The organism is Martelella alba, from assembly GCF_006516955.1.
In the GTDB taxonomy this organism is placed as follows: Bacteria; Pseudomonadota; Alphaproteobacteria; order Rhizobiales; family Rhizobiaceae; genus Martelella; species Martelella alba.
This window is the reverse complement of record NZ_VHLG01000024.1, coordinates 1-15,544: the sequence shown is the minus strand read 5'-3', so window position 1 is coordinate 15,544 and position 15,544 is coordinate 1. Positions and strand designations below refer to the sequence as shown.

Here is a 15,544-nt window from a genome sequence, read left to right as displayed (position 1 = left end):
AATTAGATGGCGATGTCTGAAAACCGTGTTGGTCATGCATGCATACGCCTTTGACATGGTCATGCTTGTTGCGAACCGGGCGGGCGGTGAACCATGAGGCATGGCCGGTCAGGTTTTTGATCGCCGGTTCGCGGGACGCGAACATCGCCTTTGCCATGCACCGGACAAAGGAGGGGCTGGACGCCCAGGCGTCGACGCTGATCGGCGTGAAAGGTCTATGAAATATTGAATGCGTCTGGATGTTGGTTTTCACGTAGCACTGCGCCGGTTAGGCGGATAATTTCCATTGAGAATTGAGCCATGTGAACCTTTCGCCAACGCTGTTGGCGACGGGGGCAACGGAGTGATCCACATGGGACTTTTAAACATCATCCGGCGGATGGCACTGCGCGAGATCAGCCGACGAACCGGATTGTCACGCAACACGATCGCCAAATATCTGAGCGCCGGCACGATCGAGCCGCCATTCACTGAGCCGGCACGGCCGAGCAAGCTTGATCCATTTGCTGAGAAGCTGTCGGGCTGGCTGAAGAGCGAAGCCGGGAAGTCGCGCAAGCAGCGCAGGACGCTGAAGCAAATTCACACCGATCTGGTGGTTCTCGGCTTTACCGGTTCCTATGGCCGGGTTGCCGCTTTCGCGCGCGACTGGCGGACTGATCGGCAATACGAGCAGCAGACGACGGGCCGCGGCGTATTCGGTCCGCTGTCTTTCCGTCCAGGCGAAGCATTCCAGTTCGACTGGAGTGAGGACTACGCCGTCATCGGCGGCGAGCGCTTCAACAAGCAGATGAAGGCAAAATACGAGGCGCTGAAAGGCGCAGAAAACCCGGCAAAGTCGCTCTGACAGCGATCATGCGAAAGCTTATCGAACGCGCAAACGTACTCATCCGCGATGAGCGAAAATGGGCGCAAAATGCTGCTTGATCAAAACGGATACTCTAAGCTTCAGGTCGCGCACATCAAACTGGCGCACAGCCGGGCATTTCTGCTGCGTGTCTACCTGTTGCAGACGCATGAGATGCTGTTCGATGCACACTGGCACGGCTTCAAGGTCTTTGGCAGCATTACCTTGCCGTCATCCAGCAGCATCGCAGAAAAGTTCGCTTCTTCTCGACGATCGAATTCGTCAACGCACGTGAGCAGGAAAAGGCCAAGGGAAAAGCGGGGCAAATCGCCGACACCCTGATCAGAAAACCATACTCAGAGGTGGCTCACTTCTGCATGGAAACCATCACCCGGGATGCCGCCGGTTCCAGTCAGCCGTCCACGCGATGCTTGACGATCTCCGCCCAGATAAGGTTCTGGATATCGGTGTGTCCGCCGGCAAGTCGCATGGCCGCAATGGTCAGTGTCGTGAAGGGAAGTACATCCCTGAGATCAAAAAGCAGACCGGCGCGAATAGCCTCGGCAGCGATGCTTTCCGGCACCCAGGCCACGCCCTGCGCATTGATTGCGAATTGGAGTGCAGCCAGCGTCAATGCCGTCACGATCCTCTGGCGGACAAACTCGCCGCTGCGGATCTGTGGCAAAAGCTCATCGTTGAAGATCCGCCCTAGAAATGCATCGCCCGGATAAGCGATGATCGGCAGTTCGCCGCGTGCATAAAAATCATTGAGCAATCCGATACTGTGTGACGCAAAAACCGGGATAAAGGCCTCCGAGCCCAGATTGACGCGTTCGAGATAGCCTTCCGCTTCAGCGTTGGCCTCGCTGGCGGACTGATAGTTCAAAAGCAGATCGGCCTGCTTGGTTACCAGCAGGGCAAGGCATTCATCCCGGTTGGCCGAGCGCAGACGTATGCTCACATCAATCGCGCCGGAGAACATCTCCACGATCGCCGGTGCCCGCGCCGCAGTGATAGCGTGCTGGCTGGCGATGACGATGCGGTTATTGGCCGCCCGCCCCTGCTGGCGCAGCTCATAAACAAGATCCTTGAGCCCTGCGACCAATTGCTTGATTTCGTCCTGATGGGTGGCGATCGACGGTTTCAGCCCCACCGGCTTGCGCTCGCGATCAAACAGTTCCGTTCCCACATAATCCTCAATGGCGCGGATACGGCGCGAAAAGGCCGGCTGGGTGACATTGCGGCGTGTCGCCGCCGCATTGAACGACCCCGTCTCCATAACCGCAACAATGTCCTCAAGCCATTCCAGCCGCATCTGAAACCTCATAATATGCATATTATGCATGTTATCGCCTGGAAACAGCATTTGATCAACGTAAGGAAATGCGCAAATTTCAAAATACGCTATATCGTCAAGGTTTGATTTTCATGCATCTGGCTCGCTTTCCCCGTCTTCATCTGGCTCATCTGCCTACCCCTCTCGAACGTCTCGACCGGCTATCGGCGGAACTCGGGGGGCCGGAAATCTGGATCAAGCGCGATGACTGCACCGGCCTTTCGACCGGTGGCAACAAGACGCGCAAGCTTGAGTTTCTGATGGCCGAGGCTCAGGCGATGAAGGCCGACATCGTCATGACCCAGGGGGCCACGCAGTCCAACCACGCGCGCCAGACGGCCGCAGCGGCAGCCAGGCTTGGCATGCAGTGCCATATCCTGCTTGAGGATCGGACCGGTTCCAACGATCCCAATTACACCGAAAACGGCAATGTCTTTCTCGATTACCTGCATGGCGCAACCAGCGAAAAACGCCCTGGCGGGCTCGACATGAATGCCGAGATGGAAGCGGTGGCCGATACATTCCGCACGGCAGGCAAGACCGTTTACACCATCCCCGGTGGCGGCTCCAACCCAACCGGCGCCCTGGGTTATGTCAATTGCGCGCTGGAACTGGTCTATCAGGCCAATGAGCGCGGACTGGTGATTGATCATCTGGTTCACGCCACCGGCAGCGCCGGCACACAGGCCGGACTGATCACGGGCCTGAAGGCAATCAATGCGCAGATCCCGCTTCTGGGCTTTGGTGTGCGCGCGCCAAGGGAAAAGCAGGAAGAAAACGTATTCCGGCTTGCCTGCGCAACCGCCGACAAGCTTGGTTGCTCCGGCATTGTCACCCGTGATGATGTCGTCGCCAACTCCGATTATGTCGGCGAAGGCTATGGCAAACCGGCCCCCTCCACCATCGAGGCCATCGAGATCTTCGCGCAGCTTGAAGGCATCCTTCTTGATCCGGTCTATTCCGGCAAGGGTGCTGCCGGGTTGATCGACTACATCCGCAACGGCAGGTTCAGGAAGGGCGAACGGGTGGTCTTTCTCCACACGGGCGGTTCGGCAGCCTTGTTTGGCTATACCAGCGCCTTCACCTTCCTCCACGCCGCCCCCGTGGCCGCATGATGAGCCTGCGAGGACGTTTTCATATGATGCCGAAGCCGACGCCGGACGCTAATGCCGTTCCTCCTGCGGCTTCTTCCTTCAAGGCGATCAATGCGCGCCCGTGCGACGGCATCGCATTTTCGACCCGAGCAAGGGCATAGGCACAAACCGGTAGATCAGGCTGGGGCCGGCAAGGCGGGAAGCGGCCACAGAGCAAAAATATAAAATTTCTCGCGGACAAACAAAATCTGGAGAGTGTAATGTTTAGAGCTTTGACAACCGGCCTTATCGCAGGAAGCCTGGCCGTCTTCATGGCCGGTTCAGCAATGGCTGCCGACAAGGTCATCATCGGCGAATTCGGCAATCCGACACCGATGCAGCTTCTGGCAACTTCGGACGCCATTCAGAAGGCAACAGGCTGGGACGTGGAATGGCGTAAATTCGCCTCCGGCACGGATGTGATTGCGGCCATGGCCTCGGGCGATGTGGTGCTTTCGGAACTGGGTTCCTCGCCGCTTGCCATCGCCGCCAGCCAGGGTGTCGACCTGCAGATGATCGGCTTCTCGGATGTGATCGGCAAGGCTGAATCACTGATTGTCAGCAATTCATCGGGCATCAAGACGCTGGCCGATCTCAAGGGCAAGCGCATTGCCGTTCCGATCGGTTCAACCGCGCATTTCTCGCTGATGGGTGCGCTCAAACATGAGGGCATCTCCGAAAGCGATGTGACCATCATGAACATGTCGCCTGACCAGATCGCGGCAGCCTGGGAGCAGAACGCGATTGACGCGGCCTGGATCTGGCAGCCCGTGCAATCGGAAATCACCAAGACTGGCACGCTGCTGATTGGCGCCGACGAAACCGCCGCATGGGGTTATCCGACCTTCGATGCCTGGGTGGTCAACACCAAGTTCGGCGAAGAGAACAAGGACAAGATTGTTGCCTTCCTCAAGGAAGTGGATCGCGTGAACAAGTCCTATCTCGACGATCCGTCCAAGTGGACCGCCGATAGCGAACCGGTCAAGGCTCTGGCCGAGGCCACTGGCGCGGATCCGGCACAGGTTCCAGGCATTCTCGAAGGCTTTACCTTCCTGCCGCTGTCCGAACAGGTCTCCGATACCTGGCTCGGCGGTTCGGCAGCCACGATCAAGGGCACGGCCGATTTCCTCAAGGCTGCGGGCCGGATTGACAGCGTTTCGGATGATTATACAGCTTTCGTGAACGCATCCTATGCGGACGCCGCCAAATAAGATCCGATCATCTCAACGGAACACCCCCGATCCATCCCGGATCGGGGGTTTATGGGAATTTCGCCATGGTTCTGGAAATCAGCAAGGCCTCAGTCGTTTATCCCTCCAGCAGCGGCCAGTCGCCCGTCGAAGCGCTCAGGCAGATTGACCTGACGCTGGATGAAGGCGATTTTGTTGTTGCGCTTGGTGCTTCCGGCTGCGGAAAATCGACCCTTCTCAACCTCATTGCCGGCTTTTTGTCCCCCAGCAGCGGGGAAATCCTTCTGGACGGGCACAAGGTGCAGGGCCCGGGTGCAGACCGTTCGGTGGTGTTTCAGAAACATGCATTGATGCCCTGGCTGAACGTGCGCGACAATGTTGCGTTCGGGCTCAAATTGCAGGGGCAGCCCAAGGCTGAGCGCGACCGGATCGCCGACACGTTCATCGCTCTTCTTGGGCTGACAGGCTTTGAGGATTCGCCCATCTACGCGCTGTCGGGCGGCATGCAGCAGCGCATCGGCATTGCCCGGGCGCTGACATGCGATCCGCGCGTCCTGTTGATGGACGAGCCGCTCGGGGCGCTTGATGCGCTGACGCGCGAAAAGGCACAGGAACTGATCCTGAAAATCTGGGAAAGCACCCGCAAGACCGTGTTTTTCATCACGCATAGCGTTGAGGAAGCGCTGTTCATGGGAACCAAGCTGATCGTCATGTCACCGCGTCCGGGCCGCATCACCCACCGGTTTGATCTGCCTTTTTCCCGCCGTTTCATGGATGGCGCCAGGGCCCGCGAGGTCAAGGCATCGCAGGATTTCATCACGCTTCGCGAAGAGGTGCTCAGCATCATCTTTGCCGACGAGGAAAACGCGGCATGAGTGACATGACCAAGACAACATCCGCCGAAGACGCCCCGAAAGCAAAATCCGCTTTTGGCCTGTTTGCCCGGCTTGCCAAGGGCAAGGCCACCAAGCCGGGAGAAACCTATGGGGTGCCTGGCCATGGCGACACGCTTCTCTTAAGCATCGCCACCATTGTTTTCCTGATCGCTGTCTGGTGGCTGGTGACCGCCATGGGCTGGGTGAAGCCGCTTTTCGTCCCCTCTCCGGGCGCGATCGTGGCGAAATTCATCAGCACGCTGCAAAACGGCTATACCGGGACGCCGCTTTATGTTCACGTGGCGATTTCCACCGCCCGGGTGTTCAGCGCCTTTCTTCTTGCCTGCCTGATCGGCATTCCGCTGGGACTGGCGATGGGAATGAGCCCGCTGATCCGCGGTATTTTTGACCCGCCCATCGAATTTTACCGGCCGATCCCGCCGCTTGCCTATCTGCCGCTGATGATCATCTGGTTCGGCATTGGCGAAACCTCCAAGGTGCTGCTGATCTTCCTGTCGGTCTTCGCACCGGTGGCCCTTGGCGCGCGGTCAGGGGTGAAATCAGCGGCCATCGAGCAGATCCATGCGGCTTATTCCTTTGGCGCCAGCCGCTGGAAGGTGATGCTCCACGTCATTCTGCCGTCTGCCATGCCTGAAATTCTCACCGCCATGCGCATCGGCATCGGCTTTGGCTGGACAACGTTGGTGGCCGCCGAAATGGTCGCAGCCACCAAGGGTATCGGCTATATGGTGCTTTCGGCCTCGCAGTTCCTGCAGACCTCGGCCGTGATCATGGGCATCATCATCATTGCAGCCATCGCCTATGCTTTCGACATGCTCATGCGTTTCATCGAACGCAAGGTGGTGCCGTGGAAGGGCAAGGCGTAAACCGCCCAGCCCGTCCACCCATTCTGTTTTGCCGGGACCCCGGCTTCAAGGGAGCGTTTCGTGCCGCGCATCTACCTGAAAAAGGCGGAGAAAACCGCCGAAAGTGATTCCGCTTCCGTTACCGAAACGGTTAGGACCATTCTCGACGAAATCGAAAAGGGCGGCGATGCGGCTGCCAGAACCTATAGCGAAATGTTTGACCGCTATCAGGGCAATATCGTCGTGACCCGTGCGGAAATCGAGGCGGCAGCGGCCAGCCTGCCGCAAACGCTCAAAGACGATATCCGCTTTGCCCATGACAATATCCGCAGATTCGCAGATGCTCAGAAGGCGACGCTCAGTGAGAGCGAAATTGAAATCGTGCCGGGCCTGATTGCCGGGCAGAAGACGATCCCCTGCCAGGCCGCCGGCTGCTACGTGCCGGGCGGGCGCTATAGCCATATCGCTTCTGCGATTATGACGGTGACAACGGCGAAAGTGGCTGGCTGCGGGCATATCATCGTTTCCTCACCGCCACGCCCGGGCGTTGGTGTGAACCCGGCCATTCTTTACACCGCCGATCTCTGCGGGGCTGACACCATTCTCGCCATGGGTGGGGTGCAGGGCGTAGCCGCTATGGCTTTCGGCCTTTTTGGCCAGCCGAAGGCCGATATTCTGGCCGGGCCCGGCAACCAGTTCGTCGCCGAAGCCAAGCGCCTTCTGTTCGGCCGTGTCGGCATCGACATGCTGGCCGGCCCCACGGACAGCCTCGTGATTGCCGATGGTAGCGCCGATGCGACAATCGTCGCCGCCGATCTCGTGGGCCAGGCGGAGCATGGTTATAACTCACCGGTCTGGCTGGTGACCGATCATGTTGAGCTGGGCGAAAAGGTGATGGAGATCGTGCCGCAACTGATCGATACCCTGCCGGAACCCAACCGGGCGAGCGCGAAGGCTGCCTGGCGTGATTATGCCGAAATCATTTTGTGCGCTGATCGCGAAGACATGGCTGCAACGGCCGATGACTACGCCCCCGAGCATCTAAGCGTACAGGCCGAAGACCTCGACTGGTGGCTTGGCCGGCTCAAATGCTACGGGTCGCTGTTTCTGGGCGAGGAAACTACGGTCGCCTATGGAGACAAGGCGGCGGGGCCAAACCATGTGCTGCCGACATCGGGCGCCGCGCGCTACACCGGAGGGCTGTCTGTGCATAAATTCCTGAAAGTGGTGACCTGGCAGCGTTCGAGCCGCGTAGGCTCTCGCCCGGTGGCACTGGCAACCGCCCGCATCTCGCGCATGGAGGGCATGGAAGGCCATGCGCGCACCGCCGATATTCGCCTCAGGAAATATTTCCCCGGCGAGACGTTCGACCTGACGATTGCGGAGTAGAGCCGATGCTTGTCTGCCGCCAGATGGGAGAGGGGCCGGCGCTTGTGCTCGTCCATGGCTATCTCGGCGGAGCGGCCATGTGGGACGACCAGTTCGCCGCCTTCTCGCGCCACTTTCGCTGCATCGCGCCTAATCTCGCCGGTTTCGGCGATAGCGGCCACCTCAAAGCGCCGGATTCCATTGAAGGCCATGCCCGGCTGGTGCTGGAAGCACTGGATGATCTCGGTGTAAAGACATTCCATCTCATCGGCCATTCGATGGGTGGCATGGTGGTGCAGCAGATGGCGGCTATGGCGCCGGCGCGGATCGAGAAGCTCATTCTTTATGGCACCGGGCCGGTCGGGCTTTTGCCGAACCGCTTCGAACCGATCGAAACCTCGCGCCAGCGTCTTCATGCCGAAGGACTGGAAGCAACGGCCGCTCGCATTGCGGCCACCTGGTTTATCAAGGGCGAAGCGGCGCATGGCTATGCGACCTGCCGGAAAGAAGGCGCCAAGGCCAGCCTGCAGGCCGCACTTGCCAGCCTTGACGCATGGCAGACATGGGACGGAACGGCGGCGCTTGCGACGTTTCCCATGCCCACGCTCGTCATATGGGGCGATGGCGACCGCTCCTATGGCTGGAGCCAGCCAGAGAAACTGTGGCAGACCATTGCCGATTGCCGGTTGGCGGTCGTGCCCAACTGCGCGCATAATGTACATATGGAAAAGCCGGAGATCTTTGCGCTGATCGTGATGGATTTTCTCACGTCCAGCGACTGACACCGGTGCCCGGCGGCCATAAAGGTGACGGCCATGGCGGAGGTGCCTGCCCGCTCACCGGTCAGCGGGTGGACGCCGAAATTAGGGGGGAAGCGAGAATCGGCAAGATCATGCGGCAAAACAATGAGATAGAGCGCTTTTCGTTGCCACAGGGAAGGCCAGGCCAATCATGCTATCCGGGTATATCGGCCGGAAATGCCCCTGCCGTCGCGCAAATGCCTATTCGTCCGATTGAGCCCCTTGAAGCAGCCATTGCAACTGCGCATCGCTCTCAATGGAATCCGGGAACTGCTCTCTCACCCTGGTGATTGCGTCTTCGGGGGCTACGCCCTGATCGATCAGAAGCCGCGCAGCCATCATGCCGGACCGGCCCGCACCATAATGACATGAGAGCGCCAGCGTTTCGCTTCTGGCAAACATCGCCCGACGCAGACCATCATGTTGCCGCCATGCGTCAGTGAAGCCGGTATCGGGGCTCTGGTAGTCCCGGATCGGAAGATGGACCAGCTTCATGTTGCGTTTGGCGCAGGCAGCGCCCAGCAGGTCGAAGGCGTCTTCGGGCACTTCTTCTTCCTCGACGAGAATGATGAGAAGCGTGCAGCTCTCAAGCGCATCGTGGTCAAGTGTCGCCGCCAGCCGTTCCGGGCAAATGAAAGCCTCGCCCTGCGCATCAAAGGCAAAACCCGGAAAGCCGAGCGTGACAACCTTACCGCCCATCGGCAGTGCAAGGCAGGTTCTTATGCTTGTCTCGCTTTCCATAAGTCGGGCTTGCTGTTCCGGCGCGTATTTTTCAGATTCCACAATGCGCACTGTTATTGTCCTTTTTCAAGCAGTTGTGGGGTACCGGGCGGGGTAAGGCCGCCCGGCATTTCATGCTCTATCGGATCGGATAGGCGTACATCAGGCCGCCATCGGAATAGGCGGCATTGGCGGTTTCGGAAAGCTTGATGCCGAAGGGCGTTTCAGGACCGAGATTGCGATCGAAGACCTCTGAATAAGAGCCAACCTGGCTGATAACCTGATAAGCCCAGTCAGGGGGCAGGCCGAGTTTCGCGGCCATATCGGCGGTCGCTCCATCTTCGGCGAAAAGGCGCTGGACAGCCTGCGGCTGATCTTGAAGATTGGCGATCACCATATCGATATTCTGGGAGCTTACGCCAAGACTGTCGGCGTTTAGCATCAATTGAAACGCCCAGAAGACGGCTGCTTCCAGATTGGCATCCGGCCGCGTCGCCAGCGTCAGCGGCTCGGCCGAGATGATCTCTGGCAGGATCATGTAGTCGCCGGGATTTTCCGCCAGAAGCCGGTCTGAATTCAGCGCGGTGATGTCAGAGGCGTAGACATCGCATTTGCCGGAATAAAAGGCTTCGAGCCGTGCCGTCTTGTCAGAAATGTTCTCGACCCGATAGGAAAGCCCGCGATCGGAAAACCAGTCGGCGATGTTGAGCAGCGTCGTCGAGCCGTCCTCGGCGCAGACGGTGGCGCCGTCGAGTTCTTTTGCATGGGCAATGCCGAGCGATTTGGGAACCATGAAGCCCTGGCCGTCATAGAATGTCGTGGCGACAAAGCTCATGCCGGGATCGGCATCGCGCGTGCCGGTCTTGGTGATCGAGCGGGAGGCCATGTCGGCGCCGCCGGCAGCGAGCGTTTTCATCGAGTCGGAGAAACCGATACCGCGAATATCCGCCTTGTCCGCATCCCCGAGGATGGCAGCAGCTGCCATACGGCAGAATTCGGTATTGAAACCCTGAAAGACGCCATTGCTATCGGGAGCCGAGAAACCGGGCGATTGCGGGTTCACCAGGCAGATAAGCGTGTCATTGGTCTTGATCGTATCAAACACCTCACCGGCCAGTGCCGTGGTTGCGGGGGCGAGGAGAAGCAGTGTCGACAGGAGAACAGGTTTCATGGACGAATCCTTTGAGTGGGAGCAGAAGACAGATAGAAATGTACGTGTATACAGGTATATCTGTCAATTGCTTTTGCCTCATCAGATCGAAAAGACGTGATCGCCTTGCGCCGCAGATTACGTCATGGGTCTTCTCAAGGGCTGGTTCATCGCGCCTGCCTTCCGTTTTGAATGAGGCGCTGGGATGGCTCGGCCAGCCGGATCAAGGCGCTGAAGCCTTCGACCGACCATCGACAGAAAGGCGCAGGAGATGAAGAACCAAAAGCCGATGACGAAATAGGCTTCCAGCGCATAATCGCGCCAGAGCGGATCCGAAAAGGCCATCTTCGCCGTCGCTGTCAGATCGTGGATCCCCAGCACCACCACAAGAGATGTGTCCTTGTAGGCGCCGATTACGCTGTTGACGATAGAGGGAAGCGCCCGCCGAAGTGCCTGCGGCAGCAGAACCAGCGCCGCCATTTTGGGGTAGGAAAGCCCTAATGCACGCGCGGCGTCGCTCTGGCCTTGCGGCAGGGCACAAAGCCCTGCCCGGACATCCTCCGCGAAATAGGCCGCATGAAACAGCGCCAGGGCCACCAGCGTTGCGACAACCGGCGAAATCCGCGTGCCGGCGGGCAACATCAGCGGCAGGACGAAGACACCGACAAAAAGCACGGCGAGCATCGGGACGCCGCGCGCAATCTCGACATAGGCGGCAGCAAGGCGCCGAAACAGGCGGTGATGCGCCTGCGTGCGGGCAAGGGCAAGCAGCACGCCCAAAGGAAAAGCTGCGGCAATAGCCGCGATCGAGAGGATCAGCAGGATCGGCAATCCGTTCCAGCGGACACTGTCGACTGCAGCAAGGCCGAGCACGCCACCACCCATGAGGACAAAGCAGGCAATGAGAACCACCGGCCAGATGACGGCCAGATGACGCGGCCGGATCCGGATGCCCCCGCCTGTTATCCACAAACCGGTCTGCACGGTGAGCGCGATGAGCAGCAGCGATGTGGCGACCGGGCGCCAGACGAGTTCGCGCGGATAGGTGCCAAACAGGATCAATCCAAGCTTTTCGGTGACAAAAGGCCAGCAGGCGCCGTCACGATCGGTGCAGGCCGCTGCATCTGAAAGGGGTAAGGTTGCATCGGCAAGAAGCCACCGGAGCGAATACCAGACGATCGTGAGCAGTATGGCGAAGGCAAGAAGCGTGAGCGTTAAGGAAAGCGGCGAGGCAAACGTGGACGGTCGATGTTTCGTCATGGCGGGGAACGGCATCAGCGGCCCTCCCGCATGCGCAGTCGCTCGCTGACCCGGTTGAGCGCAGACGTCAGTCCAAGGCAGATCAGCAGGTAGATGGCCATTGTCACCAGCATCATTTCCAAAGGCCGGAAGGTCTGGTTGATGATGGTCCCGGTCACCGACATCAGATCGGAGTAACCAACGGCGATGGCGATCGAGGTGTTCTTGATCAGATTGACATACTGGTTGTTGATCGGCGGCACGATAATGCGCATGGTCTGCGGCAAAACGATCAGGCGTGTGACCTGCAGGCTGGAGAGGCCGAGCGCTCGTGCCGCTTCGATCTGCCCTTTGGCGATGGCCGCGATGCCGCCGCGTATGACTTCTGCAATCTGGGCGCCGTGATAGAGGCCGAGTGTGAGCGCGATGACCATGAATTGCAGCGATAGCCGCGCACCGCCTCGAAAGTCGAAGCCGGAGAGCACGGGGACGGACCAGGAAAGCGGCATCGAAAGAAGCGCCAGCGCGATCGGCGGGAGACTGTAGACCGCCATCATTGTCGTCAGGAGCTGCGGGGCATCCCCTGTTCTTTCGCGCAAACGCCTGTTGTGGCGTACCAGCATGGTGACCAGCAGCGTGCTGATGAGAAGTCCGCTGATGTGGAGCCAGAGAGCCATATCATTGATGGGCAGGGGAATGACGACAGAGCGGTTGGAGAGGTGGAAGGGGCCGACAGAAAAAGCCTGCCGGACCTGAGGCAGGCCACTGACTGCAGCGACATAAAGAACCAGCAAAATGAGCAGCTTCGGGATATTGCGGAACAGTTCGACATAGGCTTGCGCCAGCATGCGCAAGGCTTTGCTCGGTGCTATGCTGGCAAGGCCGACCAGAAGGCCGGCTGCCGTTGCCAGAATGAGGCTGATGGCTGCAAGAAACAGCGTATTGGTGACGCCGACGAGAAGAACGCGGACATAGGCGCTGTCAGCCGAATAGCGAAACAAAGCCTCGCTTACATCAAAGCCTGCGCGCTGGCCAAGAAAGTCGAAGCCGGGGGTGAGGCCAGCCCTGTGCATGTTGTCGAGCACGTTGAGCGCTAAGAGTGCGAAGAATACCAGCACGGTCGCCAGAAGAACAAAATCGCGCAATGGCAGTCTTTTCTGTTTCGGCGGAGGGGGGCTTGGCGAAATCATCTGACATCTCTAAAATTGAAATATGAACATGTATACAGGAGTACTTCTGTTGCGTATAGGCGCAAAACGCTCTATTTGCCTCTTTGCAGCATGAAAGGATCAAAAAAGTATGGTGACCAAGGCTCAAACCGCGCTCGAAGAAATAAGAAAGCATATATGTGTCAATGGGTTGGATGGCGAGGTCGTACTATATGAAACGGAGCTGGCGGTTGCCTATGGAATGTCCCGGACACCGATTCGCCAGATATTGCAGCGGCTCGCCTATGAAAGACTGGTTTATACGAAATCCGGTGTTGGAACCGTTGTGACGCCGCTCGCGGAGAAGGATCGGGGCCGTGATCTGCGCACGTTCGAAGGCCTTGTCGCTGCGGTGCTGCTCCACGATCTCCCCGCCCTCAGCGTGCTTCAGAGGTCGGATATTCTGGCGCTCGGTGCTTTTGCCGACGCCTTCGGCTCTGTCGAGGGCGATATGCTCTATGCCTTTTTCTCACGGTTGCACTCAACGCTGACCGCGCTGATTGAAGACCCCATTCTCAGCGACGCTTTCTCGGCCAGTTTCTGGCGCGCGGTGCGCTGGACGCTTCGCGACCATGGCATGGCCCCGACGCAGACGGCGGCGCGGCTTACGGGCTTCGTCGATAGCGTGGTCAAGAATCAGGTGAAGGACGCCGGGGACCTCTTCAACCGTTGCAGAAGCCTGTTCCCGGCCTGAGTTTTTCTTGCGGAGAAAGGCTTGGCCTCCGGGGCGAAACCTTTCCCCGGCAAGATCATCAACATCTGCTCGACAATGAACGAGTTTGGCCCGCCCTTGGTGTCGACCCACGCTAACACCAAAGGGGGTAAAATGGTGCTGACACGCAATGTTGCGTCAGAATATGGAGCTTACAACATCCAATGCAAGGGCATCGACCCGGGCCATATCGCAACTGACCTTATCCGCTTTTTCAGCCACGTTGCCGATGCCGTCAATATCGAGGTCACGATGCAGAACAATTCGGTCAATCCTGATGTCTCGTCGAACTCAATTGCCAGCATCCCAACAGCGCGCTTCGGACGGGCGAGGCGGAGCGTGATCGATCCAGAAGTGCGATGGAAGCGGCAATCAGCAGATCAGAGCCTCTTGTGGTTCACAATACGCTGGGCTCGGCAAGAATTGTTGCCAGTGGTGATGGTTTCCATGCAGAAGTGAGCCGGCTTTTTCACCGAGAAGTGAGCCACCTCTGAATATGGTTTTCTGATCAGGGTTTCGGCGATTTGCCCCGCTTTGCCCTTGGCCTTTTCCTGCTCACATGCGTTGACGAATTCGATCGTCGAGAAGAAGCAGAACTTTTCTGCGATGCTGCTGGATGACGGCAAGGTAATGCCGCCAAAGACCCTGAAGCCGTGCCAGTGTGCGTCGAACAGCATCTCATGCGTCTGCAACAGGTAGACACGCAACAGAAATGCCCGGCTGTGCGCCAGTTTGATGTGCGCGACCTGAAGCTTAGAGTATCCGTTTTGATCAAGCAGCATTTTGCGCCCATTTTCGCTCATCGCGGATGAGTACGTTTGCGCGTTCGATAAGCTTTCGCATGATCGCTATCAGAGCGACTTTGCCGGGTTTTCCTGCGCCTTTCAGCGCCTCGTATTTTGCCTTCATCTGCTTGTTGAAGCGCTCGCCGCCGATGACGGCGTAGTCCTCACTCCAGTCGAATTGGAATGCTTCGCCTGGACGGAAAGACAGCGGACCGAATACGTCGCGGCCCGTCGTCTGCTGCTCGTATTGCCGATCAGTCCGCCAGTCGCGCGCGAAAGCGGCAACCCGGCCATAGGAGCCGGTAAAGCCGAGAACCACCAGATCGGTGTGAATTTGCTTCAGCGTCCTGCGCTGCTTGCGCGACTTCCCGGCTTCGCTCTTCAGCCAGCCCGACAACTTCTCGCGCAATGCCATCCGCCGGATGATGTTTAAAAGTCCCATGTGGACCAATCCGTTGCCCCCGTCGCCAACAGCGTTGGCGAAAGGTTCACATGGCTCAATTCTCAATGGAAATTATCCGCCTAACCGGCGCAGTGCTGCGTGAAAACCAACACCCACAGGAGCCTTTGAACTGAGGAACAGGCAGCATCAGAGCGAAGACGAAAAGCAGATGGTCAAATCAGCCGGGAATATAGATCACACCGAGTGCGACATAGCTGCGAAAAGCCGCTGGCCAGAGCGTGCGTACCGACAGGTCTGAGGTTCGAAGCTATGCCGTCAGCTTGTCTGGGCAGGTGGCGAGGAAAACGATTTTTCAGACCTGAGCGTTGAAAGCGGCCAACTTGATTTCCGTCTTGCCGTCAGTACTCACGAAGGGGAAAGTGTTCTGCCGATAACCGGCTCAGAATTTGAGGCTTGCTTCGGCTGAGAAGACGTTGCTGGTCAGGTTGTCGCGAATTTCAACCTGATAGGACGCGCCGAAGGTGAAGCGCCTGGCCGCGATCGCCGTCAGCGACAGCTTGCCGACGAAGGCGTTGGCGCCGACATCGGCGCCGGAAACCTGGAAATTCTCACCGAAAATCCCAAGCGTTGTCGACCGGCTGATATCGCCGAAATCGTGACGCCATCCGGCGCTGAGCACCGGTTCGAACTGAAGATCATCATCGAAGGTGAAGCGCTTCGAAACGGCAATCGCCAGCGTTGACTGGGTCTCGTCAAACGTGTCGGCGGGCAGAGAGAGCGCAAGAACGCTGCCGTCTTCGTTCATGCTGTCCCGGCGAAAGCCACGATAGCCGAGCGTGGCAGACGGTGTCAGCGTGATGCTGTCAGCCTCGAATGCCTTGAAGGCACTGGCCTCGATGAAGCCGCCCATGCCGT

Annotated in this window: 14 protein-coding genes and 4 pseudogenes; 10 read left to right on the top strand and 8 right to left on the bottom strand. The window is 58.5% G+C overall.

The genetic code is table 11. The features are described from left to right. Positions 1-352: 352 nt before the first annotated feature. Both FJU08_RS21755 and FJU08_RS23120 read left to right on the top strand, forming a co-directional pair. Positions 353-775, top strand: a pseudogene (locus tag FJU08_RS21755) (IS21 family transposase); the annotation flags it as partial. A 302-nt stretch (positions 776-1,077) separates the two neighbouring features. Next, positions 1,078-1,191 (top strand): annotated as a pseudogene (locus FJU08_RS23120) (ATP-binding protein); the annotation flags it as partial. Positions 1,192-1,256: 65 nt separating this feature from the next. Here FJU08_RS23120 and FJU08_RS21740 read toward each other — a convergent pair. Then, a complete protein-coding gene (locus FJU08_RS21740) occupies positions 1,257-2,159 on the bottom strand; it encodes a LysR family transcriptional regulator (protein WP_210245295.1) in 903 nt (300 codons plus the stop codon). 113 nt (positions 2,160-2,272) lie between these two features. Between FJU08_RS21740 and cuyA the strand changes: the two genes are divergently transcribed. The 6 genes from cuyA (at position 2,273) to FJU08_RS21710 (ending at position 8,394) form a co-directional block, all read left to right on the top strand. After that, positions 2,273-3,295 carry a D-cysteate sulfo-lyase gene (gene cuyA / locus FJU08_RS21735; protein ID WP_141151155.1) on the top strand — a complete coding sequence of 341 codons (1,023 nt, stop codon included), beginning with the start codon at positions 2,273-2,275 and terminating at the stop codon, positions 3,293-3,295. A 239-nt stretch (positions 3,296-3,534) separates the two neighbouring features. Further along, positions 3,535-4,524, top strand: coding sequence for a taurine ABC transporter substrate-binding protein (locus tag FJU08_RS21730; protein ID WP_141151154.1), 990 nt, complete (start codon positions 3,535-3,537; stop codon positions 4,522-4,524). A gap of 65 nt (positions 4,525-4,589) precedes the next feature. Then, a complete protein-coding gene (locus FJU08_RS21725; protein ID WP_141151153.1) occupies positions 4,590-5,378 on the top strand; it encodes a taurine ABC transporter ATP-binding protein in 789 nt (262 codons plus the stop codon). A 59-nt stretch (positions 5,379-5,437) separates the two neighbouring features. Further along, positions 5,438-6,265: an ABC transporter permease subunit gene (locus tag FJU08_RS21720; protein ID WP_235890928.1), complete on the top strand. Its 828-nt coding sequence runs from the start codon at positions 5,438-5,440 to the stop codon at positions 6,263-6,265. Between the two features lie 60 nt (positions 6,266-6,325). Then, positions 6,326-7,633, top strand: a complete 1,308-nt coding sequence (gene hisD, locus FJU08_RS21715) for a histidinol dehydrogenase (protein WP_141151151.1) — start codon at positions 6,326-6,328, stop codon at positions 7,631-7,633. 5 nt (positions 7,634-7,638) lie between these two features. Further along, on the top strand, positions 7,639-8,394 hold the full coding sequence (locus FJU08_RS21710; protein ID WP_141151150.1) for an alpha/beta fold hydrolase: 756 nt from the start codon (positions 7,639-7,641) through the stop codon (positions 8,392-8,394). Positions 8,395-8,613: 219 nt separating this feature from the next. Here the strand turns inward: FJU08_RS21710 and FJU08_RS21705 are convergent, their stop codons facing one another. The 4 genes from FJU08_RS21705 to FJU08_RS21690 form a co-directional block, all read right to left on the bottom strand. Beyond that, positions 8,614-9,153, bottom strand: coding sequence for a phosphatase domain-containing protein (locus tag FJU08_RS21705; RefSeq protein WP_141151149.1), 540 nt, complete (start codon positions 9,151-9,153; stop codon positions 8,614-8,616). A gap of 118 nt (positions 9,154-9,271) precedes the next feature. Beyond that, positions 9,272-10,303 carry a transporter substrate-binding domain-containing protein gene (locus FJU08_RS21700; RefSeq protein WP_141151148.1) on the bottom strand — a complete coding sequence of 344 codons (1,032 nt, stop codon included), beginning with the start codon at positions 10,301-10,303 and terminating at the stop codon, positions 9,272-9,274. Positions 10,304-10,420: 117 nt separating this feature from the next. After that, positions 10,421-11,557 carry an amino acid ABC transporter permease gene (locus FJU08_RS21695; protein ID WP_141151147.1) on the bottom strand — a complete coding sequence of 379 codons (1,137 nt, stop codon included), beginning with the start codon at positions 11,555-11,557 and terminating at the stop codon, positions 10,421-10,423. After that, complete coding sequence (locus FJU08_RS21690) at positions 11,557-12,666, bottom strand: amino acid ABC transporter permease (protein ID WP_181409986.1); 1,110 nt, start codon at positions 12,664-12,666, stop codon at positions 11,557-11,559. The genes FJU08_RS21695 and FJU08_RS21690 overlap by 1 nt, the downstream gene beginning before the upstream one ends. A 154-nt stretch (positions 12,667-12,820) precedes the next feature. Here FJU08_RS21690 and FJU08_RS21685 point away from each other — a divergent pair, with 154 nt between their 5' ends. Both FJU08_RS21685 and FJU08_RS23245 read left to right on the top strand, forming a co-directional pair. Continuing rightward, entirely contained in the window at positions 12,821-13,423 is a 603-nt protein-coding gene (locus FJU08_RS21685) for a GntR family transcriptional regulator (RefSeq protein WP_141151145.1), read from the top strand. 21 nt (positions 13,424-13,444) lie between these two features. Further along, on the top strand, positions 13,445-13,900 hold the full coding sequence (locus FJU08_RS23245) for an SDR family NAD(P)-dependent oxidoreductase (RefSeq protein ID WP_328592430.1): 456 nt from the start codon (positions 13,445-13,447) through the stop codon (positions 13,898-13,900). A 44-nt stretch (positions 13,901-13,944) separates the two neighbouring features. Here the strand turns inward: FJU08_RS23245 and FJU08_RS22995 are convergent. The 3 genes and pseudogenes from FJU08_RS22995 to FJU08_RS21665 form a co-directional block, all read right to left on the bottom strand. Beyond that, a pseudogene (locus FJU08_RS22995) lies at positions 13,945-14,059 on the bottom strand (ATP-binding protein); the annotation flags it as partial. Positions 14,060-14,362: 303 nt separating this feature from the next. After that, positions 14,363-14,668: pseudogene (locus tag FJU08_RS21670) on the bottom strand (IS21 family transposase); the annotation flags it as partial. Between the two features lie 400 nt (positions 14,669-15,068). Next, on the bottom strand, positions 15,069-15,544 hold a 476-nt coding region (locus FJU08_RS21665; protein ID WP_141151143.1), incomplete at its 5' end, for an autotransporter outer membrane beta-barrel domain-containing protein.